Below are 23112 nucleotides of genomic sequence, written 5' to 3'. Positions count from 1 at the left end.
AAAATACATGGTAGTAATTGTTAATTGTCAGTTGTAAATTCTGAATTGTGAATCATAGAAACCCGACAGGTTTTAAAAACCTGTCGGGTTTAACTCGATAACAGACAAACCTAGTCTTACTTATTAGCCTACTTTCACTGCATCTAATAAAACAGCCAACTGAATACATGGCGACTCCGATCGATTACTCCACGCATGATTGGTTCCACGCTGAATTACAATATCTCCAGCTTGCAGTAAAGTTTCTTCTTCATCGACAATCAGGTAAATTTCTCCTAAAATAATAATGATATAATCTAAAGTATCGGTCTGGTGCATTAATGGATGAGGCCGTCCTTCTGGCGCTATTATTCCTAAATCTTTATCGGGCGGAATCTGAACATAACGAAAATAGCTTCCGTTTTTTGGCGTATTTGGAAAAGCGGTATTCTCTATAACTTTTTCTTCAAATTTTGCCGGAGTCGAATCTGTCGACCAAATATCTGAAATAATCAGTCCCGGAAAATGTTCCGACACATTGGTCACAATTGCATCTTGTTCTATAATTGATTTTCCGTTTCGTAAACCCGTTACGATTCTTCGTGGTATTGTTCTCATTATTTATTTTATTTACTTAAGTCAATTAGAAACCTGACAGGTTTTAAAAACCTGTCAGGTTTAACACAAAACAACAACATCATTCCATAGGAATGTTTCGTTGGTACAATCAAATTTAGGCAGCGATTATACGTTTCGTAGGAACGTTTGATTGACACAAAATATAATTCTCTATCAGGGTGTCCCTACAGGACACAAACACCAAACAATCCTATTTTTTTTCTACCGATGAGATATTCCTACGGAATATATACTTATCTCTGTTATGTTATTTTAAAACCCGACAGTTGCGAAATCTCGGAACTGTCGGGTTTAACAAAAAAAAAACAAAACTTAATTCCCCAGGACTACTGACTAGATATTCCTACGGAACACTTAACTACTCAACTAACTTAAACCAATCTTCTACATCTCTCCCGATGTTATCTTTTATTGCTGGATTTTCAAATTCATTTGAAACGGGATTATATTCATAATCTTTCTTCCATTTTTTATAATTCAAAGCTATTTTTTCAATCGCGTCGCAGATATAAAAAAGCTCTTCATTGCTCATAATCGGGTGTAGCGACAAACGAACCCAACCTGGTTTATTGGTCTGATTTCGTTGCAGCAATTCATTTGTAATTTCAGCGGATTTTTTCTCATTGATATTAAACAGATAATGCGCATACGTACTCGCACAAGACCAGCCGCCGCGAACCTGAATTCCGAAACGGTCATTTAAAAGACGTACAATCAAATTGTAATGGATGTCTTCAATCACAAAAGAAACACAGCCAATTCGTTCCGTTTTTAAATCGCCTAAAATGGACAATCCTGATATTTTCTGAAGTCTTGAAAAACAGAGATCAAGCAACTCTTTTTCTCTATTTTTGATATTCTCCACCCCCATTTGTTCTTTCAATTCTAAAGCCAAAGCAGTTCTAATAACTTGCAGAAACCCAGGAGTTCCTCCATCTTCTTTAACTTCTATACTATCGCTGTAACAATATTTCCCTAACGGATTCGTCCATCTTACGTTTCCTCCGCCCGGATTATCTGGAAAATCGGATTGGTATAATTTTTCATCAAAAACCAAAATGCCACATGTCCCAGGACCGCCTAAAAATTTATGCGGAGAAAAGAAAATTGCATCCAATTGCTCTTCTGGATCTTCTGGATGCATATCGATTGTAACATACGGTGCCGAAGCTGCAAAATCGACAAAGCAAAGTCCGCCATTTTGATGCATGATTTTGGCTAGTTCATGATAAGGCGTAATAATTCCAGTAACATTAGAACAAGCTGTAAACGAACCGATTTTTAAAGTTCTATCTGCATATTTTTTTACGACTAAAGAAAGTGTTTCTGGATTTACCAAATTATTTTCATCAGGTTCCAAAATCACAACTTCGGCATTGGTTTCGTACCACGAAACTTGATTCGAATGGTGTTCCATGTGGGTGATAAAAACCACAGGTCGATCTTCATCCGATTTTGTTCGGAGCGCCATAATGCGTTGCAATTTCGATAAAGCCGCCGTCATCCCGCTTCCCGTAGCGACCAAAACATCCGACTCGCTCGCATTGACTGATTTTTTTATAATATCCCTTGCATATTGATAAGCGTAAGTCGACGTTTTTCCAGTCTGACTTGAAAGGGAATGCGTATTGGCAATCATTGGACCAATTTTATTAAGCATTATCTCTTCGATCGGAGCGTATAATCTTCCGCTGGCAACCCAGTCGGCGTATACTAAATTTTGTTCTCCATAAACCGATTCGAAAGTATGATTAATTCCTACCGTGTTCTCTCTAAACTTAGAAAAGTAACACTCCGGTTCTGTTGGTTTTACTGTTGGCTCAATAGCATTCATATCCTTTACATTTTTTAAATTAACTAAATTGTATTGTTGTATTGTTCACTCCAATTTTTGTCATTCCTGAGGAACGAGGAATCTCACACGCAACTCGACAAAGATTAGCGACTTTCTATATGGATTCTCTAGTGTGATTCCTCGTTCCTCAGGAATGACAAGATTGGGTCTTAAATTTTATTCTCTAAAAGTGTTTTTAACGTAGTTTGCAATTCTTCTCCGTGCAGGTTTTTGGCAACGATTATTCCTTTAGAATCGATTAAATAATTTCCCGGAATGGCTCTTACTCCGTATAATTTGGCAACGGCACTGTTCCAGAAAAGCAAATCCGAAACGTGTGTCCAAGTTAGATTGTCGTCTTTAATTCCTTTAATCCAATTTTCTTTCTTTTTATCTAAAGAGATTGCCACAATATTGAATCCTTTGTCGTGAAATTCTTTGTAAGCCGCTACAATATTCGGATTCTCTTTTCTGCATGGTCCACACCAAGAAGCCCAAAAATCGACCAAAGTGTAGCCTTTTAAGTTTTCATAAAGGCGAACTGGTTTTCCTTCAGGATCATTGGCTGTAAAATCAGGGGCTTTTTTACCGACCGCTAATCCGTCTAAAACGGTAACCAGTTCTTTTAATTCTTTCACGTAAGTGGTATTTTGAAGACTTTTATCTAATAAAGCAATATTTTGCGTAATCTGTTCTGGCGTTAATCTGTACGACCAGTTTCTGTACAGCACATAAGCCGAAACTATAGATTTTGGATGTTCTGTTATGAATTTGCTGATTTCGACATCTTTCGTTTTTTTATAAGTTTCGAACAAGTCTTGAGAGGCCGAACCTGCAACAACTGAAGCGGTATAATATTTCTTCGGATTTAATTTTACTGTAATTGGGTCTTTTTCTAGAAAAATATACAATGGCGAACTTTCGGTATTGACGCTTAAACCGTATAATTCTGGGGTTTTTACTTTAGTTTTAAAACTAAAATTTCCGTCTTTTACTTTTGCCGAATCAATTGTCGTAAACATTTTATTGTGAAACTTCTGCAAGTAGACATATTGCGCCAAAGTATCGACAACAGTTCCTTTTAACTGTAAATTATTTCCCTGCGCTTGAGTTTGAAAAGCACCCAGAAGCAAAGCAAAACCTAATAGTATTTTTTTCATTTTATTTTTAGTTTTTAGATTAGACAAAAGAATTTCAGGCCAATGACAAAAGCCATTAGCGATATGATTAAAGAAAGAATCTCGTGGAACTAGAATTTTCTCATTCAGAAAAAGGCAAAGCTGTTTTCTTCGAAAATTAAATTCAAAAGCTCGTAACTCGCGTACAAAATGGATTCTGCTTTCATTTAAAAAAAATTAAAGATTAACATTATGATCTTAAACAGATTTACGGAGAAATCTTTCTTATCTGCCCGCACACAGCGGAAGGATTTAGCACCTTATTCGGCAACAGGTTGCTAAGACATCAATGGGCCTATTCCCTCAGTCTTTCTGGATAAGTATCATTATATAAATTTTCTGCATTACAAATATATATTAATTCTACCGAACTAGTATAGTTTAAATTGTGTTTTTTTGTAAAATTTATTTAAAAACTCTTTCAGCATACTTTAGCAACTGAAAAACAACAAATTAAAACAAAGTTATTTTTTGTTATGATCCCTTTTTTATAAAAGAAATTCAGACGTTTTACTCATTTAAAAAGAAAAAACATGCAAGTATTTATTTTTTTCGAGAGTTGGAAGCGCTTCTTTTAATCCTTTTTCGAGATTAGAAGTAATAAATTGAAGCACTTGTTTTAAATCGTTAAAATTATTTGGCTTTACAAAATAACAGACAGCGCCAAGATTTGCTGCTGTGTCCATATCATTTTTATGCGAAGAAGTAGAAATCATAATTACAGGGATTTCTTTATAGCGCTCATCTGCTTTTAATTCTTTCAAACATTCCCAGCCATTTAGAATGGGCATATTTAAATCTAGAAAAACAACACCTGGAATTTTATCTTCGTTTTTAAGCATTTTTAGTGCTTTATCACCATTTTCAGCACAATGACAAATAATATTTTCATCGATATCAGCCAGAGCTTCACAAAACATTTCTGTATCGTCTCTGTCATCATCAGCTAATAAAATTATCTTTTTACTCATAATTAAATGTCTTTTTCTTTTTGTTCAAATGGCAATGTAACAATAAAAACAGCTCCTTTATTGGCAATTCCTGTTGCGGTAATATTTCCTCCATGACGTTCTGCTATTTTTTTACACAGCGATAAACCTAAGCCAGTTCCTTCGTAACGGTCTTTAGAATTTAGGCGGGTAAAAGTTTCAAAAATACGTCCAGTCTGATCGAGGTCAAAACCAATTCCGTTATCTTCTACAGTAATTATTGCAATTCTGTTGCCGTCTTCCGTCTTTTCAGTCGCTGTAACCGTAATTTGCGAAGGCGTATTTTCTCTAGCAAATTTAATGGAATTGTTAATCAGATTATAGAAAAGCTGATACAATAATACCAAAGCTCCTTCCAAAACTGGAAGTTCTTCATAATAAATTTTACCGCCTGTTTTTTGAAGTGCAATTTCGAGATCGGTTTCTATATTTTTAATGACTTCATTTAAATCGACCATTGTTGCTTTTTGCGAATCGGCATTGATTTTAGAATACGCCAGCACGCCATCAATCATATTAAACATACGGTCAGCCGCAACGTGAACTCTCTCAATATATTTGGATGCCGATTCGTCTAGTTTCCCTTCTAAGTGATCTTCTAGACGGCTTACAAAAGTTTTTATTTTTCGGACAGGTTCTTTTAAATCGTGCGAAGCAACGTGCGCAAACTGCTGTAAATCATCATTCGATCTTTGCAATTCTTTGGTGCGGTCTGCTACCAAAATTTCTAATTTTTCGGTAATAGATTTTTGCTCATGGATATCGGTACACGTACCAAACCAATTCGTAATTATTCCCTCTTTATCTCTAATCGGAAGCGCTTTACTCAAAAACCAGCGATACTCGCCTGTGCTTCCATTTTTTAAACGAAATTCTATTTGATACGGAGTGCCGGCATGAACACTTTGGTACCAAGTTTTCAAAACCTGAGAAACATCGTCTGGATGCAGTTTTGGAACCCAGCTCGAATCGCCAAATTCATCTTGTTTAAAACCAGTATATTCGTACCAGCGGTTGTTGTAATAATCTGTAAGTCCGTCTGGCTGAGCTGTCCAGATAATTTGCGGAACCAGATCTGCAAGCTGTCTAAATTTTTCCTCGCTTTCTGCGATTACATTTTGAAGTTCTTTTTGCGAAGTAATATCACTTGCAGCGCCAAACCACTCTATAATTTTTTCCTTATCGTCTAATATTGGCACTACTCTCGAGAAAACCCAGCTGACAGAATCATCTTCATTGATGACTTTGTGTTCCATTTCAAAAATGCTTTTCTCTACAATAGATTTAGAAATAAGATGAACAGCCTGTTCCAAATCACTTGGATGCACAAACTTATCCAGCCAGTTAATGCCGTGTCCGCCAGCGCCAGAAAGTCTTCCTCCTCCTTCGAGACTGTGCATAATCATCCAGTCGGCGTCCATACGGTAAACCAAATCGGATGAGGCATTGACTAAAGCTCTAAAACGGCTTTCGCTTTCTTCCATTTTGTGGCGCGCTACAACCTGCTCCGTAACCTCAACCGCCACTTGAATCATTCCGGTTATCTCTCCATCTTCAATTAATGGACGATAAGCCAAATTATAATAATAGTTTTTGAGTTCTCCTGTACGATTGTGCGGCACGAGAACTTCGCTTTGGTCAAAAGGAATTCCTTCGTTATAAACCTTTAGAACCTGTTCCCACACATATTGACCTTCGAGTTCTGGCAAGACATCGATCAATCGCATGCCGATAATTTCTTCTCCGCGGCCAATCATTTGCAGCATGTGCTTATTAATCTGCTCAATAACAAGATCGTCACCTTTAAGCACTAAAGTTGGTGCAGGAGTCTGATGAATCATTTTTCTGAAACGATTCTCGCTTTGCTGCAATTTTTCTTCAGCTTGCTTGCTTTCTGTAATATCTCGAGTCGTTCCGGCAACCACCTCAACCTCCCCTTTATCATTAAATACCGGAACTAAAATATAATCGTAAATTCTTCTTCCCAATTCAGCATGCGGAAAAGAAACCGTTCCTCTCACGGCTCTTTTTTCTGCCACTACAGTATCTATCTCTCGTTCATGCATTTCGGCATGCCATTCTTCATAGCCGTTTTCTCTTAGTCCGCGGCCGATGGCATCCTCTGCCGATTTCCCCCACATATTCAATAAGGCTTTGTTTGCGTACGTGAACTTATAGTCAAGATCAAATACGTAAACCAAATCGGGAGTCGCATATATAATGGAATTATAAAGTCTTTTCTGTTTCTCTGCGTCAGCCAATGCATTAGTCAAAGCCCTTTCTGCCTCTTTCTTTTCGGTGATATCTTCCATTGTCACTACTAACAAATCATCTTGTTTGACAGCGGTAAATTTGAGACAGAATTTTGCGGTCTCGCCTTGGTACGATTGTTCGAAATTGGCGGCAATTCCAGTTTCTGCAGTTTCAATAAGCTTTTCAAGAATATTGCCTTCTATTTTGGAGAAAATATGACTGAATCTTTTTCCTTTATAATCTTCATTTTTGATCCAGTTGACAAAGTAAGAATTCAATAACAGTATCGAAAAATCTTGAATTTTATTTTTGCTATTGTGCAAAGATTTTAGCACTGCAATACCATTTGGTGCAGAATTAAAAACGGTCTGAAAAAGGTCTAAATTATTTATTAGCTCCATTATCGTACTGAGTAAGAATACTTTCTAATGTTGTTTCTGGATACCAAAGGCATATAAATTTGTTAAATTCTTTCTCAAATATAGAGAAAAAGGCAATTACTTTAAAGATTTGTTAAAGTGAATTTAATCATCTATAAATTCTTTGTATTTGAATTAAAAAATCAAAAAAAGCCGAATCATGAAGATTCAGCTTTTACTTGTTTTTATTACGAATCGTTATTGCTTGATAGAATCGGCTTTAACGGTCGTTGTGGTATCCATATTGATCGTATCAACTTCTGGTCCCACTGTGTCAATCGTATTTTGAATAGTATCATTTTCGTATGAATCTATTGTTGCGCTTTCGTTTTTCTTGCAAGAAAATACTAATCCTGTCAGAAGAACCAAGAAAGCGGCTCTAGTTAAAATCTGCGTTTTCATAATTATATTTTTAAATGAATATTTTTTAATTTAATAAGTATAAAAATAACCGTTTTTACAAATGTGATTTTTACACAATTTTAAAAACTTCTTATATAATGAATTACTTCTTTTTACTTTTTACGGTATCTCTTTGGGGTCTCAAACTATCTTTTTGCAGTCCAGCAGCGCTGGTATAAGTCGAGCCGTCTTGCGAACTTTCTCCAGGTCCGCTTCCTGTACCAGCCGTACTCTCAGAACCATTTTTTTGTGTCGTTTCGATATTGGTAGAAATATGTTCTTCCGTTTTTATGCTGTCTGTTGTACTTTTTGCACTGTCAAGAGGCGAAATAACGGTATCTATTTCATCACTATAGCCATCTTTATTGTTTTTACAAGAAATTAATAATCCGCTGAAGATAATCAGAATCATAATTGTCGTTTGCTGAATTGCTTTCATAATAATTGCTTTTCGATTTTTAAACTTGTTTGATTTCGTAAAAGCTAAGTAACTATTTATAAATCGGTTACGTTTATACCATTTCTTTTTATTGTTATATAAAATCATACTGGAAATCCTATAAAATTTTAGAAATAATGCTGTAAGCCATCTCCTATTTTTACTTAGTAGCTTTGATATAAATGTTTTAGCGCCTTAAAAAAAATAATAATGGAAAATCTAAATCAAAATATAAATGAAGGCAGTATCTCATCTGGCGATAATGTTTCTTTCTGGATTGATTCTACCGATATAATTGCCTTTGAAAAACCAACTCAAGATGTTAAAACGGAAGTTTTGATTATTGGAGGCGGTATTGCTGGACTTACAACTGCTTATAAACTTTTGAAAGCAGGAAAAAAAGTGGTTTTGGCTGAAGACGGTTTCATTGGCAGCGGAGAAACTGGACGAACTACAGCGCATCTGACTTGTGCGTTAGACGATCGATATTACTACCTTCAAAGCACTTTTGGAAAAGAAAATGCAAGACTTGCTGCGGAAAGCCATACCGCTGCTATTGACGAAATTGAAAAAATAGTTACTGAATTAAATATAGATTGCGACTTTGAACGCGTAAATGGCTATTTGTTTCTTCACCCAAATGATAAGGAAAAAAATCTAGATAAAGAATTTGAAGCTACTCAAAACGCAGGACTGGAAACGGTTCTTTTAAATCATACTCCTTCTTTGGCAGAAGCTCAGGATCAAAGATGTTTAGCATTCAAAAATCAGGCGCAGTTTCATGTTTTGCATTATTTAAAAGCCCTTTCTAAAGCGGTAATAGATTTGGGCGGAACTATTTATACCGAAGCTCACGCAGAAAATATAGACGATAAAGGTGCAACTGTAAATGGCTATAATTTTTCTGCTCAATATATTGTTGTGGCAACCAATACGCCTATTAATGATGTCCTGACCATGCATACCAAACAGCACGCTTACAGAACATATGTGATTGCAGGAAAAATTCCGAAAGGCAGTCTCCCACATGCTTTATGGTGGGATACTGGAGATCCAGAATCGAAATGGGTCGCGCAGCCGTATCATTATGTACGCTTGCAAAGTTTTGATGATGAATATGATTTACTGATTGTTGGCGGAGAAGACCACAAAACCGGACAAGCCGATGAAGAAGGAGTTTCTGAATTTTCGCGCTACGAACTTTTGGAAATCTGGGCTAAAAAATATTTTCCGCTTTTAGACGAAATCAGTTATAAATGGTCGGGACAAGTTATGGAACCTTTTGATTCTTTAGGTTTTCTTGGCAGAAATCCTGGAGACAAAAATGTGTTTGTGATTACAGGAGATTCTGGAAACGGAATGACGCATGCCACAATTGGAGCCATAATTATTACAGATATGATTCAGGGAATTGAAAACAAATGGCAGGATTTGTACAGTCCGTCGCGAATAACTTTTAAAGCTATGGGCGATTATTTGAAAGAAGCTGGAAATATGGCTTCGCAATATCTGGACTGGATTACGGCATCTGACCTTAACAATACGGCCGACTTAGAAGCTGGGGACGGCGGGATTCTTTCTGTCGGCTTGCGAAAAATTGCGGTGTACCGAGATTATGACAAAACCTTACATGCTTTTTCAGCGGTTTGTCCGCACTTAGGCTGTGTGGTACAATGGAATTCTGACGAAAAATCTTTTGACTGTCCTTGCCACGGCTCGAGATTTTCTTCTGACGGAACGGTAATTAATGGTCCCGCCGAAAGCAACTTAAAAGATCTTAAAATAAAATAATAAAAATATACAATATGGAAATCTTGTCGAATTACTTTAAAGATACTATCTGCCACAAACGAATTGTGATCACTGGCGGTACAACAGGAATTGGTAAAGCAATTGCAGATTTGCTTGTTTCTCTTGGTGGCCGTGTGTTTATTTTTGGAAGGGACGAAAACGACTTTTACAAAGCGATGGATGATATTAAAGAGAAATCATCGAAAGGAGAAATCTATGGAGAAACAGCAGACATTACCCAAAAAGAAGATATTGAACGAATTTGGGACAGGGTCGATAAAGTTCTTGGCGGCATCGATATTTTAATTAATAATGCTGCTCTTCCTGCCAGAGGAATTATTGAAGGCGAATATGATGACTGGAAATATATTTTAGAAACTAATATTCTTGGATATATCGCTTTCGCGAAAGAAGCTGTCAATCGAATGAAAGAACAGAAATCGGGACATATTGTCAATATTGGTTCTATGAGTGCCGAAGTACAAGAAAAAACAGGCGTTATCTATGTCGCAACCAAAACCGCGATTAGAGGATTTAGCACGGCACTTCGAAAAGAAATTAATCCGTTGGGAATTAAAGTTTCGCATGTAGAACCGGGAGCGGTAATGAGCGATATGCAACCAGATTCAAAAGAAGAACAAAAAGAAAAAATAAAAGATATGGAAATGCTTGAAGCAAAAGATATCGCAATGAGCGTTTTGTTCTGTTTGGCACAGCCGAAACGTTGCGATATAGTTAGTATGCAAGTAAGACCTCATTTGCAAATTATTTAAAAATAAAACCCTCACTTTTTTCATTTTTTTAATTTGAAAACACCTGTGCAATTTACTGTGCAGGTGTTTTTGTTTTGATTTTTTGCAACAAAAAAAAGAGCAGTAGTAATACTGCTCTCTTTCTTAATCTATTTTTGTGGCATCATTTTCTGCAATGTCTCTGTGCAAATTATCTTTATGCCTAAGTTCTTCATAATCGGCATCATCTCCCCAATCTCCAGTATTAGGCTGTTGAATAGGATTATTTCTTTCACTCAGCTGATCATCTTTATTTTCTTCACTTGGAAAATACATCTGATAACCCAAAATAGGATCCCAATTTGATTCTTGCGTACGATCGATTCCATCTTGGAATAAATCGTTTGGTTCATTTCTTGTATCCATTTTTAATTCGTTTTTATACCATCAGAAACTGAAGAAACTGAAAGTATGATTATTACTTCGTTTTCATAGATTGGTAAAATTCAGCAAATTAAGCCAAGAAATTGTTACATTATTTTGGAGAAAGTTTATATGATTTTTGATTTCATTCTTTTTTGGTCGATAATTTGAAATCAAACTGAAGCAAAAAAAGCCTGCAAACGCAAAGTTTACAGGCTTTTATAACAATCTAATCCTAAATAAAAGTATTTTTAAAAAGTAACCAGTTTTACTCCCAAAGTAAACCATCTAGAAGGCAATGGTACTGCTCCAACTTCATAATAAGTTGCATTAAATATATTTTGTCCGTCTAAGAAAACAGTAAATTTATTTATTGTCTGACTTACTCTAAAATCATTTACCCAATAAGACGGTCCTGTAATTCTTTCGTTAAAACGAGTAGCAAACATTACCGATAAGTTTTTAAACTGATAATCTATCGTGTTGGTAATTTGATGTTTTAAGGATGAAATAGCATATTTTGAATACGTTTCTGTACGCATGGTTTTGAATTCAGAATCTAAATACGTGTAGCCTAAAAGAATATTCAATCTAGAATCTTTAGAAAAATCAAATCTATAAGTTCCACGCAAATTGATTCCGTTGGTATTCAAATCTCCAGTGTTCTGACTTTGCCACGGCTGTGTCGTAAGATTACGCATCCAGTCGATATAATTGTCAATTTTTCTGTAGAAATAATTAGCATTAAAACTCAAAGCTCTTTTGTTGTATTTAAATCCGATCTCGCTCTGAAAAGCATTTTCTGAATCTAAATCTGCGTTTCCAATGTTTCCTGTTTGCTTCAAATACAAATCGGTGAATGACGGAATTCTTTGGCTTGTTCCCACATTTCCAATAATTTTAAAAGCATCCGTAATCGCGTAACTCGCATCAATTCCTGGATAAATTTGCCATTTATAATCAGAATTGTAGTTTAAATATGTTCCGATATTTACATCTAGTTTTTCGGTAAAACTTGTTCTGTATTCGGCATAAAGACCAACATTTTCGCGATCGTGATCTCCAATGTTTGAAGAATGAATATTCTCATTTCTAAACTCAGCTCCAAAACCAATTTCGCCTTTAGACAATTTCACTGTAGAGTTCAATTCTCCCGCAATAGAATTCGTATAATGCTGGCTTCTTCCAACTGCTAAATTTGAATTTCCTAAATAACGGTAATCGTCATAATTGTAACGATACGTTACTCTCGGCATAATTTTCCAGCTATCTGTAATTTGATGATTCGACTGCAGATTGGCAAATGTAGTCTGCACAATTTCAGTAGAATTTCTATCTCCCGGCGCAGCGTAAAATCCGTTAGCTCCAAATCCGTTGTTGATGTAACCTGCAGAACCTAAAATTTCATTCTTATCATTGATCTGTACATTTCCTTGGTAGAAAATTTTATTGTTTTCGAATGCCGTATTGTAACGGTAACCGTTGCTTTTATCGTGTGAAGCAAAAATTAAATGCTGCTGTTTTTCTTTTCCTAAAACTGCTCCTGCCTGAATTCCCGCTCCGTAAAAAGTATCTCCTGTATCTTGTGTATCTTTTTCGAAATTAGAACCCGCGTAAGTGCTTACCATAAATCCAGAATCGGTTGGCTTTTTTGTAATGATATTAATGGCTCCCGTTAAGCTGTTGATTCCGTAAATTCTCGCAGCCGGACCACGAACTACTTCAATTCTTTCAATCGCTTCAACCGGAAGAGGCAGATTCAGCATATTATGTGCCGTTTGCGAATCGATTACTTTTGCTCCGTTTAGTAAAACAACAGTCTGCTCAAAACTTCCGCCATCAACACTAATATCTGCTTGAGTTCCAAAAGGCCCTCTTTGGCGAATGTCTACTCCGTTGGCATATTGCAATACTTCTTGTAATGTTCTTCCTGGCAGTTTTTTTATGGTTTCGCTAGAAATTACATAGACGTTTCTGTTTTGTTTCGAAATTGGTGTGTTAAAACGACCTTCATTGATAATAACTTCATCCATTTGGTTAATGGAATCTTGCTTGTTCTGTGCGTAAAAATTGGTACAAATTACTGTAAATACAGCAAAATAGATTTTTCTCATTTTGGTTTGCTATTTTTTTGGCAAAAGTAGCTCCCTACCGTACCAATAAAGTATACCAGTTTTATAATTATAGATAGTCCGGATGAAATTATTTTTTTTCGCCACGAATTCACGAATTATTTTTAAAATCTTTATGATAAACCATGCTGAATTACACTAATACATTCGGAATAATTCGTGGCTAAAATCATATCGTATAAATTTATTCAACCAGATTGGAAAAAATAATTCGTGAATTCGTGGCGAATAAAACCTCTCAATCTGTGGCTATTTTTTTCTCGCAGATTTTGCAGATATAGCAGATTTAGAAACCGAATAAAGATTTCCGCAGATTTTTTTAGCCACGACCCGAGCGATAGCGAACAGGCGAAGCAATTCACGAATTATTTTTTCTTATCTGTATGAAAAAAAAACGCTGAATTGCACTAATACATTGGGAATAATTCGTGTAATTCAGCATGGCATACCACACAGATTTTAAAAATAATTCGTGAATTCGTGGCGACTAAAACCTCTCAATCTGTGGCATTTTTTCTCGCAGATTTTGCGGATAAAGCAGATTTAGATACCGAATAAAGATTTTCGCAGATTTCTTTTTTTAGCCACGAATTCACGAATTATTTTTTCTCATCTGTTCGAAAAAAAAGCTGAATTACACTAATACATTCGTATAATTCGTGGCTAATAATCGCATAGCATAAATTTATTCAACCAGATTGGAAAATAATTCGTGAATTCGTGGCGAATAAAACCTTTCAATCTGTGGCTAAAACTATTTATTAATCTGTCTCCAAATTTTAGCCGTAAAATCGTCTTTGTACATTAATCGGTTAGTTCTGGTTGGATTTACGCGATTGGTTAGAATAATTAAAAACCTTCCGTTATCAGGATTCATGAAGAAGAAAGTTCCTGTGAAACCCGTATGTCCAAAATCATCTTTTTTATAAAACTCGTCTGGTTTTCTTTTGTCAAAACCTAAACCTCGATAAATGCCGCTTTTGGCTAAAGGAGAATCTGTAAACTCTTTTACGGCATTTGCTTTTAAAATTTGTTTTCCTTTATAAGTTCCGTTATTCAGAAGCATTTTGCAGATTACGGCAATCGATTCGGCGTTTGCGAATAAACCTGCATTTCCAGAAACGCCGCCAAAAATCGCCGCCGCTTCATCGTGAACATAACCTTTAATGGTATCTTTTCGAAAAAGATTATCCACTTCAGTTGGCATTACATTATCAATCGAAGTCCATTTTAGCGGATTATATCCAATTTTTGAAATGCCTAATTCTGTATAAATTTCATTTGTGAAGTAATCTAATTTCTTTCCTGTTTTAGTTTCAATCATTTGCTTAACCAAAAGCAAATTCAAATCACTATACAAATATTTTCCTCTCGGATTGGTATTTGCCTTTGCAATTCTATTGTAAACCGACGGATAAAATTCTGGATTCAACCACATGTTTTTATAAACCTGAATCCAATTTTCTTTTGGTTCAAAAGCCAAATATTTAGAATCGTAAACAATGTTTTTATTGACAAACATAATATCAAACGGCTCAACATATTGCTCTGATTTCTGATTGCTCAGCAAAGGCGAATTATCTGGCGTAGAAAGCAACGCCTGATAAAAAGTAATACTTGGCGTTAATCCAGAAGTATGCGTTAGCAATTCAAAAAGCGTCAAATCGGCAATGGCTGTGTTTTTGTACATCGGAACAATTTCGCCAACTTGATCTGTAAGCTTTAGTTTTCCATCACCAACCAAACGCATTGTGACAAGCGTTGCTCCTAAAACTTTAGACATCGAAGCCAAGTCAAAAACGTCATCTGATTTTACTAATTGCTTTTTGGTATAATCATGAAAACCGTAGTTTTTATAAATTAGATTTTCTTCTTTAGTTCCCACTATAGTCTGCGCCCCAGGAAAAAATCCTTTTTCAAGCGCATTGGTCATCATCGAATCAATGTAAACTTCATTTCGTTTTACATCAAAAGAACTCTTGGCGCTTTTCTGAGAATACCCCTTTATTCCAAAAGAAATCAGGCAGACAATTACAATCTTGATCGATATATTTTTCATATTTCTATGGATTAATTTTTAAGTCCTGTCCTGCCATCAAAGGCTCGTTGTTGGTTCCTGTAATTTTTATTCTGACTGCTTTTACAGGCTGTTTCGGATAAATTGATGCATTTCCGTAATCAAAATTATCGCCTTTTATAAAATCAGTTCCGTTATATGAAAACTCGACAAAACCGTTGTTTATTATAAATCTCGGGTGATGCGGAATTCCAGTTAAAACATCAATTTTAGAAGAAGTTACCGGATTTGTAAAAGTGTACAAAATCCAGTCGCCATCTTTGCACGCTACATCGGTACGCAAATAGGATTCTTCGTTATAATCTTGCAGATTTACAATTGGAAACTTCGGATTTTCTGCCATTGAAGAAGTAACTTTCACTTCTGGTTCTTGATAAGGCGAACAATTGAATTTTACGTTTGCAGCCGACTTTTTGTCTTCTTTATTTTCAACTGTAAAATCTAATCTGTAGGTGTTTTTTTCATTATAATTTTCAATCGCAAATCTCAAACGAGGTTTTGATTTCAAAGACTTTTCATCTGTATAGGTTTGCAATAATTTATCATTTTCAAAAAGAGAAACATTTTTAATTGTTCCATTTGCGCCATCATCCGTTGGATTAAAACTCAAATACCAAATGCCCTTTTTATCAACATGCTCTGAAATATTTTCCGAAACAGTTAAAACTTCAACTTTCGAAGTATTCCAATTAGCAACAGGCAATTTCTCCACTTTAACCGCAGGACTTGCCGAAGTTTCGTTAAAAAAAACTCTAAATCGATACTGCTCGTAATCTTTGGTTTGAATTGGTCCTGTATTCAAAGGCGATTGTCTTGTTGGCTCATTTCCATCTTTCTCAAATCGTACAACAGCGCCTTGATAAGGTAGTGTTACGGTAATCGTTCCGTTTTTATAAATGGCTGTTGGAGGAAAATCTCTGAAAGCAATTCCCATATCAGCCAATCTTTGCAAGTGGCTGTTGGTCAATCTTCCATAAAAATCATCCCAGTTTTTATCTTCTTTTTTAGACCAGCCTATTTCAGATAAAGCACAAATTCTTGGATAACTTTGGTATTCCATAATTCTTGCAGGGCGGTCTAGATATTCGCTCCACAAAGCGCCTTGAACACCTACTATATTTTTTTGTTCTTCGGGCGTTAAATCAGCATCTGGAATTGGTTCAAATGAATAAGCGCGTTTTGTATCGGTAATCGCTGCCCAACGATGGCCACGTTCTGTTTCAGATTGTGCCATGTCATAATACGTAAATTGTCCCGGCATCATAATGGTTTTATACCCTTTTTTAGCCGATTCGATTCCGTAACTAATTCCCTGCCAAGCAGAAATCAGCGTATTGGGATCGATTTCTCCACCTTTCAGGATTTCATTCCAGCCGTCTGTTTTTTTATGGTATTTATCGACAATTTTCTGAACTCTTCTAAAGAAATAATTTTGAAGCTGAAAACTATCTGTAAATCCTTCTTTCGCCATCAAAGCTTGACATTTTGGACAATGTTCCCAATTCGCACGATTCACCTCGTCTCCTGCAACATGAATATATTCGAAAGGAAATAATCCAGAAACTTCTTTTATAATATTATCCAGAAGTTCATAATTCTCTTCGCGTCCCACGCACCAAACATTTTTCACTTCACCTTGAACACTTTTCAGCTCTTGCGTTATAGCGCAACCAACTTCTGGATACGAAGCCGTTACTGCACGCGAATGCCCAGGAATCTCAATTTCTGGCATTACTGAGATTCCTCGATCGGCAGCATAAGCCACAACTTCTTTAATATCTTCTTGCGTATAAAAACCTCCATAGCGTTTGTCTCCCGAACCGTAAGAGGGCAGTAAAACTTCGCCTGGACCACGCCAAGCACCTTTTAAAGTTAAATCTGGCATCGATTTGATTTCGATTCTCCAGCCGTTATCATCAGTTAAATGCCAATGAAAAACATTCATTTTGTGAGCCGCCAGCCAATCGATATAATTTTTTACGGTTTGTTTATCGAAGAATTGTCTTGAACAATCGAGCATCATTCCGCGCCAGTCAAAACGAGGATAATCTTCAATTTTCACAAACGGAACAGTTCCTTTTTTGACTTCTTTTGCAGAACAAATTTGGACTAAAGTCTGAAGTCCGTTTAGAACTCCGTTTGCTGTTTTTCCTTTTACGAAAATTCCTTTTTCGCTTATTTCTAATTGATAACCTTCATTCGGAAGGTTTATTTTTTTATCTACTAAAAATGAAATGCTATTTTTTCCGTGCTTTTTTCCAATCGAAACTATCGGATTAATTCCTGTATTTTTTGAAAGACTTGCAGCAATATAATCCGCACTGTTTTTTAGTTTTTTATCAACCACAATTTTTAATGGCGAAGTCAAAACCAACTGACCAGCACTTTGCTGAACGGAAACTGGTTTCGGAATCATATCTAATTTTTGGGCTTGTACAAAACCTAACGAACTTAGAAATAGGGCAATTAGAAGAATACTTTTTCTCATCTCTATATTTTATTTTACTGAAAATTCAATCGGACTGCTTTCTGTCTGGGTCTGACTCAAAGCGGTGAGCGCATAAACATAGTTTTCCAAATCGGCATTTGGCACTTCTAGTTTTAGCGCTGTTGTCACGTAATAAATGTTTTCAGGATTTGAGAAATCGGTTATTTTTCCTTTCGGAAATCTGTAAATCACATATTTTTTGTCGTTAAATGCTGCTTTCCAAGTCAAAACTGCTTTATCGCCTTTTTTAGCAATTACTGCATTTGTTGGCACTTCTGGTTTTAATCTTGTAATTCTATTTGCTTCTGGGGTTAAAGCAATGTATTTGTATTCTTTTTCAAGAAGTGGTTTTCTCAACGTATCTCCTTTTTTCAGAAAATTAGAAGCGGTAAAATGCATCGAACCTTCAATTTGTGGCAGTTTACGGATCATTTCAATCTGTTTTACAATTTGATCAGGACTTCTCCATTCTGGTTCTTTAGCCGAAGTTGAAATTTTATAATCGCCATGACCAACATAGACATTGGCTCCATATTTATGTTCTGCCCACCATTTTGCTAAAACTTCAAAATTAGCACGGTCAAAGCCAATATGCCAGTACAATTGTGGCGCAACATAATCGATCCAATTTTCTTTTTGCCATTTTAAAATATTAGCATACAAATCGTCATAGTTTGTCGCTCCTGCAAGGGTTTTAGAACCTTGAGAATCTTTGGCAATATTTCTCCAAACTCCAAAAGGCGAAATTCCGAATTCGACTTCTGGTTTATTGGCAATAATGGTATCTCTAATTTGTTTGATGATTAAATCGACATTGTCTCTTCTCCAATCGTCTTTGTCTTTAAACTGGCGCGGTTCTTTAGCGAAAGCTTTATTATCTGGAAATTCCTGCCCTTCAATTTTATACGGATAAAAATAATCGTCCATGTGAACAGCCTGAATATCGTATTTACGAACAATTTCGCCCACAACAGAAGCCACAAAATTTCTGGTTTCTTGCAAACCTGGATTAAAATATCTTGTTTTTCCGTAAGTCAGAAAAAGGTCTGGTCTTTTAAAATATAAATGATTTTTTGAAAGTACATCTCTCACCGTATCTTTCTGCACACGATACGGATTCAGCCAAACGTGCACATTCATACCGCGTTTTCCTGCTTCATCAATCATCATTTGCAGCGGATCGAAACCTGGAGCAATGCCTTGAGTTCCTGTTATCCAATGCGAAGCGGGTTCTTTAGTCGATTTGTAATACGCATCGGCAGTTGGGCGGATTTGAAAAATTACGGTGTTTAGATTATACGAACGAAGATTATCCAAAAGGGCAATCATTTCGTTTTTCATTTCTTTGTCTGATAAGCCTGGTTTAGACGGCCAATCGATGTTTTCTACTGTCGAAATCCAAGCCGCACGCATTTCTCTTTTCGGAGATTGCTGGCTGAAAATTTTGGTTTGAATCAGTAAAACTAGAATTATGATTTTTATGGTTTTCATAATTATTATTTTGGGTTAGTATCGTTATGTTTAACCGCAAAGAACGCAAGGGTTTACGCTATGTTCGCTAAGTTTTTTTTATCTGTGGCTATTTTTATTCGCCACGAATTCACGAATTATTTTTTCTCATCTTTACGAAAAAACGCGCTGAATTACACTAATTTATTCGTAATAATTCGTGGCTATTACCACATCAATTTATTCACCCAGATTGGAAAAAAAATTCGTGAATTCGTGGCAAAAAAAATCTTCTTAATCCTTTTAATCTGTGGCATTTTTTTTCTCTCGCAGATTTTGCAGATCTATCAGATTTAAATTCGTGAATTCGTGGTAAAAAAATAGCCACGAATTCACGAATTATTTTTTCTCATCTTTACGAAAAAACGCGCTGAATTACACTAATTTATTCGTAATAATTCGTAGCTATTACCACATCAATTTATTCACCCAGATTGGAAAAAAAATTCGTGAATTCGTGGCAAAAAAAATCTTCTTAATCCTTTTAATCTGTGGCATTTTTTTTCTCTCGCAGATTTTGCAGATCTATCAGATTTAAATTCGTGAATTCGTGGTAAAAAAATAGCCACGAATTCACGAATTATTTTTTCTCATCTTTACGAAAAAACGCGCTGAATTACACTAATTTATTCGTAATAATTCGTAGCTATTACCACATCAATTTATTCACCCAGATTGGAAAAAAAATTCGTGAATTCGTGGCAAAAAAAAAATCTTCTTAATCCTTTTAATCTGTGGCAAAAAACTATTAAAAGTTAGTCCAATTTGTAAATTCCACCTTCGATAAGTGATGTCCACACTTTTCCGTTATTGTCTACAGTAAATCCATTTACGCTTGAACTTCCTAAATTAAGCACTTTGCTAATTTCAAATTTTAACGCATCTACAATAATCACTTCGCCTTTTCGGCTTCCGATATAAATTTTATTATTTTTTTCAATTATTCCCGCCGGATTGTGCTCGTAACCTAATTTCAGATCTAAAACTTTACTTTGGGCAATTACATTTTCTTCCGTTAATTCCAAATCATCACTTAACGGAACTCTTACCAATTCACCTTCCATTGTTTTACCGTAAAACCATTTTCCATCCTCGCTTTTCCCCATCGATTCTCTAATTTTCCACTTAGAAGTTCTCAGAAGAGTTTTTCCGGTTTCAATATCTAAAATAGTCATAAATCGCTGAGGCGTAACAAAATACAATCTCTTTTTTGTTACAACCATATTAACGTTTCCAGCTGAGTATAAAATTTGATTTTCGTTTCCGTTATTCCATTTCCAAATCAGATTTCCTGTGTTTTTATCAAGGCAGTAAATGTAAGAATCCCAAACGCCATAAATAATTTTATCGCCATGTATTACGGGAATTCCCTGCGAATACGATTTTGGCAATTTATTTTCCCAAAGCAATTTTCCTGTAACCGCATCAATACAAACAAATGCAGTAGAACTTTCAGTATATAATTTGTCGTTTTCAACAATTGGAGAACCAACCAAAACACCACCTACAGAAGTGCTCCATTTTTGCTTTCCGTTTTGCGTGTCGATTCCTAAAATATTGCCTTCGATTGTCCCTTCAATCAGATTATTTTTGACTACAATTGGAGAAAAATAAAGCGAATTTCCAGTCTGAATCTTCCAATTCACCGCTTTATTCTTCAAACTAACCGATTGAATTTCGCCAAGCGAATTTGTAAAATAAAGGTTCTTTTTATCAAACGCCGGAAGATTGTAAATTGAGGCAATATCTTTTATAAAAGGATTTAAGCTTGCCGGATTATCTTTCGGAATTTCAATTTTTGAAGGTGTTGAAGGAACAGCAAATTTAAAAACGCCAGGTTTATCAAGCTCTTTCTGATAAATGCGAATACTATCTTTACTTACAATAACCTCATTGTAGCTTTTTGTTTTTCCGTCAAGCGAAGTGATTGATGTTCCCATTAAACCACTCAAACCAGAAAAATCATATTTTCTCAAAGTATGTCCGTGACCGCAGAAAGTGGCAACAGTTGGATATTTTTGTAAAACCGAAAGCACTTCTTTATAATTGCTCACGCTGTTATCTAAAGGATAATGAGCAAAATTCAATACTTTTTTATTGCTATTTTTTAAATTGTCCTGCAATGTTTTGTCCAGCCAAAGCACATCTTCGTGTTTAACAAATCCGTCTCCCATTTTCATGTAAGGTCCACACGGAAATCCGATAAAAACATAATCGCCTTTTGAAAAGACAAATCGGTCTTCTCCCCACAATTTTTTATACGTCAGTCCAGCGCTTTCGCTCCAATTGGTTTCATGATTTCCTGAAACTACATAGTACGGTTTCTTTAGTGTTGAAAGTATTTTATGCACTTCATTCAACTCGTCATCAGCACCACGATTGGTTAAATCTCCGGTTACGATTACAAATTCAAAATCTGAGTTATTAATTTCTTTTACGATATTTTGAAGCAGAAAATCATTATCATTCCCTACAGAAACGTGCAAGTCTGTAAGTTGAACAAATTTTATAATTTCCTTTTTTTCTGCATTCTGCGAAAATCCAGATGTTATTACAAAAAGCAATAGTATTCTGAAAAATAGATGTTTCATGGTTCTTTTTAGTTAATTAGCAATAATTTATTTTAAACAGTTCTTATTTCGGAATTCACTGTGTCACTTAACAGCAAAGCGCAATGATTTACGCAATGTTCGCAAAGTTTTTTTTTTAATCTCGCAAAGACGCGAAGACGCAAAGTTTTTCTCTCGCAGATTTCACAGATTAAGCAAATTAATTGGCGGAAATTTGTGAAATTTGTGGCAAAAAAAATCTTTTAATCTTATAATCTGTGGCTATTCTTTCCTCTCGTTGCTTTCGCAGATTCAAAAGGTTTAATTCGTGAATCTGTTGCGAAAAAAACCTAACAGGCTTAAAAAAAACCTGTTAGGGATAACCAACCAAAATTTATGTATTGCGAATTATCGGTAGTTTCGCAATGCACTTTATGTTACTTTGTTTTTACACTTTCGTTGAAGAAATCATGAAAAAACAAAAGTTGATATTTTAAAGCATTTTCCCAGTATTTAAGATTATGTTCTCCTGGACGCTCGATATAATCGTGATTTATTTTCTTTGCCAACATTTTAGAATGCAGATCTCGATTGACATTCATAAAGAAATCGTCAACTCCGCAATCAATAATTAGTTTTAAACTATTATTTGGCAGTAAATCAAGCATGTTGACTACTGTATTTTTGTTCCAGTTTTCTGGAAATTCGCTTATAGTTCCAAGGCGTTTTTTAATATCCCAGTTGTCTGGAAAAGGACGAAAATCTACTCCGCCGCTCATACTTCCTGCTGCTCCAAAAATATCCTGATGTTTAATAGATAAGTATAAAGCACCATGTCCGCCCATGCTCAAACCAGAAATAGCACGGCCTTCACGACTTGAAATTGTTTTGTAGTTTTTGTCAATGTAAGGAACCAATTCTGCCGTTACATAAGTCTCGTACTTAAATGTAGGATCAATTGGACTGTCAAAATACCAGCTAGAATAATTTCCGTCTACACCAATTACAATAAAATGATATAAATCTACCTGTCTTTTAAGTTCTTTAAAATCTTTTGCCCAAGAACCATAATTACCGCTGTAACCATGAAGAAGATACACTACAGGAAATTTTTCGCTGCTTTTTTTATAACTATCCGGAAGCATCACACAAGTTTTGATGTTCTTTTTCATCGAAGCACTATAAACCTGAATAGTATCTACCTGCGCTGCTTTGGCAGAAAATAGCGAAACTAAAAAGATTAAGATGTAGATTGTTTTCTTCATATTATTGCAATTTCA

16 protein-coding genes and 1 riboswitch are annotated in these 23112 nt (G+C 35.5%); of the genes, 2 read left to right on the top strand and 14 right to left on the bottom strand.

Translation table 11 applies throughout. The features are described 5' to 3' along the window. Positions 1-123: 123 nt before the first annotated feature. The 7 genes from ACWA1F_RS19420 to ACWA1F_RS19390 all read right to left on the bottom strand — a co-directional run bounded on the left by ACWA1F_RS19420 (position 124) and on the right by ACWA1F_RS19390 (position 8132). Complete coding sequence (locus ACWA1F_RS19420) at positions 124-597, bottom strand: cupin domain-containing protein (RefSeq protein ID WP_456896098.1); 474 nt, start codon at positions 595-597, stop codon at positions 124-126. Between the two features lie 379 nt (positions 598-976). Continuing rightward, on the bottom strand, positions 977-2452 hold the full coding sequence (locus ACWA1F_RS19415) for an aminotransferase class V-fold PLP-dependent enzyme (protein ID WP_456896096.1): 1476 nt from the start codon (positions 2450-2452) through the stop codon (positions 977-979). 170 nt (positions 2453-2622) lie between these two features. After that, the gene (locus tag ACWA1F_RS19410; protein WP_456896094.1) at positions 2623-3612 is read right to left on the bottom strand and encodes a redoxin domain-containing protein; all 990 of its coding nucleotides are present in this window, start codon (positions 3610-3612) and stop codon (positions 2623-2625) included. A gap of 240 nt (positions 3613-3852) precedes the next feature. Further along, positions 3853-3953: riboswitch (SAM riboswitch) on the bottom strand. 195 nt (positions 3954-4148) lie between these two features. Next, positions 4149-4601: a response regulator gene (locus ACWA1F_RS19405; RefSeq protein ID WP_306161141.1), complete on the bottom strand. Its 453-nt coding sequence runs from the start codon at positions 4599-4601 to the stop codon at positions 4149-4151. A gap of 2 nt (positions 4602-4603) precedes the next feature. Further along, the gene (locus ACWA1F_RS19400; protein WP_456896092.1) at positions 4604-7273 is read right to left on the bottom strand and encodes a PAS domain-containing sensor histidine kinase; all 2670 of its coding nucleotides are present in this window, start codon (positions 7271-7273) and stop codon (positions 4604-4606) included. Between the two features lie 216 nt (positions 7274-7489). Beyond that, positions 7490-7693, bottom strand: coding sequence for a hypothetical protein (locus ACWA1F_RS19395; protein ID WP_306161145.1), 204 nt, complete (start codon positions 7691-7693; stop codon positions 7490-7492). Between the two features lie 103 nt (positions 7694-7796). Beyond that, the gene (locus ACWA1F_RS19390; RefSeq protein WP_456896090.1) at positions 7797-8132 is read right to left on the bottom strand and encodes a hypothetical protein; all 336 of its coding nucleotides are present in this window, start codon (positions 8130-8132) and stop codon (positions 7797-7799) included. Between the two features lie 210 nt (positions 8133-8342). Between ACWA1F_RS19390 and ACWA1F_RS19385 the strand changes: the two genes are divergently transcribed. After that, positions 8343-9923, top strand: a complete 1581-nt coding sequence (locus tag ACWA1F_RS19385; protein WP_456896088.1) for an FAD-dependent oxidoreductase — start codon at positions 8343-8345, stop codon at positions 9921-9923. Positions 9924-9937: 14 nt separating this feature from the next. After that, positions 9938-10696, top strand: coding sequence for an SDR family oxidoreductase (locus ACWA1F_RS19380; RefSeq protein WP_456896086.1), 759 nt, complete (start codon positions 9938-9940; stop codon positions 10694-10696). Between the two features lie 123 nt (positions 10697-10819). On the opposite strand, the gene ACWA1F_RS19375 is transcribed toward ACWA1F_RS19380, so the two are convergent. The 7 genes from ACWA1F_RS19375 to ACWA1F_RS19345 form a co-directional block, all read right to left on the bottom strand. Next, positions 10820-11080 carry a hypothetical protein gene (locus ACWA1F_RS19375; RefSeq protein WP_306161153.1) on the bottom strand — a complete coding sequence of 87 codons (261 nt, stop codon included), beginning with the start codon at positions 11078-11080 and terminating at the stop codon, positions 10820-10822. A 248-nt stretch (positions 11081-11328) separates the two neighbouring features. Further along, positions 11329-13191 carry a TonB-dependent receptor plug domain-containing protein gene (locus ACWA1F_RS19370; RefSeq protein WP_456896083.1) on the bottom strand — a complete coding sequence of 621 codons (1863 nt, stop codon included), beginning with the start codon at positions 13189-13191 and terminating at the stop codon, positions 11329-11331. A 772-nt stretch (positions 13192-13963) separates the two neighbouring features. After that, positions 13964-15268: a serine hydrolase domain-containing protein gene (locus tag ACWA1F_RS19365; protein WP_456896081.1), complete on the bottom strand. Its 1305-nt coding sequence runs from the start codon at positions 15266-15268 to the stop codon at positions 13964-13966. 4 nt (positions 15269-15272) lie between these two features. Next, complete coding sequence (locus ACWA1F_RS19360) at positions 15273-17774, bottom strand: beta-N-acetylhexosaminidase (RefSeq protein WP_456896079.1); 2502 nt, start codon at positions 17772-17774, stop codon at positions 15273-15275. A gap of 9 nt (positions 17775-17783) precedes the next feature. Then, positions 17784-19265: a glycoside hydrolase family 10 protein gene (locus ACWA1F_RS19355; protein WP_456896077.1), complete on the bottom strand. Its 1482-nt coding sequence runs from the start codon at positions 19263-19265 to the stop codon at positions 17784-17786. Between the two features lie 773 nt (positions 19266-20038). Next, positions 20039-21874: an outer membrane protein assembly factor BamB family protein gene (locus ACWA1F_RS19350; RefSeq protein ID WP_456896075.1), complete on the bottom strand. Its 1836-nt coding sequence runs from the start codon at positions 21872-21874 to the stop codon at positions 20039-20041. A gap of 395 nt (positions 21875-22269) precedes the next feature. Then, entirely contained in the window at positions 22270-23097 is an 828-nt protein-coding gene (locus ACWA1F_RS19345) for an alpha/beta hydrolase (protein ID WP_456896073.1), read from the bottom strand. Positions 23098-23112: the final 15 nt, after the last annotated feature.

The sequence above is a fragment of the Flavobacterium erigeronis genome (genome assembly GCF_054075165.1).
The sequence above is the reverse complement of the archived record's forward strand: the minus strand, read 5'-3'. Positions and strand labels throughout refer to the sequence as shown.

Excerpts from the sequence above, each read along its gene's own strand:
- ACWA1F_RS19420 (WP_456896098.1), bottom strand. The coding sequence starts at position 597 with ATGAGAACAATACCACGAAGAATCGTAACGGGTTTACGAAACGGAAAA.
- ACWA1F_RS19415 (WP_456896096.1), bottom strand. The coding sequence starts at position 2,452 with ATGAATGCTATTGAGCCAACAGTAAAACCAACAGAACCGGAGTGTTAC.
- ACWA1F_RS19410 (WP_456896094.1), bottom strand. The coding sequence starts at position 3,612 with ATGAAAAAAATACTATTAGGTTTTGCTTTGCTTCTGGGTGCTTTTCAA.
- ACWA1F_RS19405 (WP_306161141.1), bottom strand. The coding sequence starts at position 4,601 with ATGAGTAAAAAGATAATTTTATTAGCTGATGATGACAGAGACGATACA.
- ACWA1F_RS19400 (WP_456896092.1), bottom strand. The coding sequence starts at position 7,273 with ATGGAGCTAATAAATAATTTAGACCTTTTTCAGACCGTTTTTAATTCT.
- ACWA1F_RS19395 (WP_306161145.1), bottom strand. The coding sequence starts at position 7,693 with ATGAAAACGCAGATTTTAACTAGAGCCGCTTTCTTGGTTCTTCTGACA.
- ACWA1F_RS19390 (WP_456896090.1), bottom strand. The coding sequence starts at position 8,132 with ATGAAAGCAATTCAGCAAACGACAATTATGATTCTGATTATCTTCAGC.
- ACWA1F_RS19385 (WP_456896088.1), top strand. The coding sequence starts at position 8,343 with ATGGAAAATCTAAATCAAAATATAAATGAAGGCAGTATCTCATCTGGC.
- ACWA1F_RS19380 (WP_456896086.1), top strand. The coding sequence starts at position 9,938 with ATGGAAATCTTGTCGAATTACTTTAAAGATACTATCTGCCACAAACGA.
- ACWA1F_RS19375 (WP_306161153.1), bottom strand. The coding sequence starts at position 11,080 with ATGGATACAAGAAATGAACCAAACGATTTATTCCAAGATGGAATCGAT.
- ACWA1F_RS19370 (WP_456896083.1), bottom strand. The coding sequence starts at position 13,191 with ATGAGAAAAATCTATTTTGCTGTATTTACAGTAATTTGTACCAATTTT.
- ACWA1F_RS19365 (WP_456896081.1), bottom strand. The coding sequence starts at position 15,268 with ATGAAAAATATATCGATCAAGATTGTAATTGTCTGCCTGATTTCTTTT.
- ACWA1F_RS19360 (WP_456896079.1), bottom strand. The coding sequence starts at position 17,774 with ATGAGAAAAAGTATTCTTCTAATTGCCCTATTTCTAAGTTCGTTAGGT.
- ACWA1F_RS19355 (WP_456896077.1), bottom strand. The coding sequence starts at position 19,265 with ATGAAAACCATAAAAATCATAATTCTAGTTTTACTGATTCAAACCAAA.
- ACWA1F_RS19350 (WP_456896075.1), bottom strand. The coding sequence starts at position 21,874 with ATGAAACATCTATTTTTCAGAATACTATTGCTTTTTGTAATAACATCT.
- ACWA1F_RS19345 (WP_456896073.1), bottom strand. The coding sequence starts at position 23,097 with ATGAAGAAAACAATCTACATCTTAATCTTTTTAGTTTCGCTATTTTCT.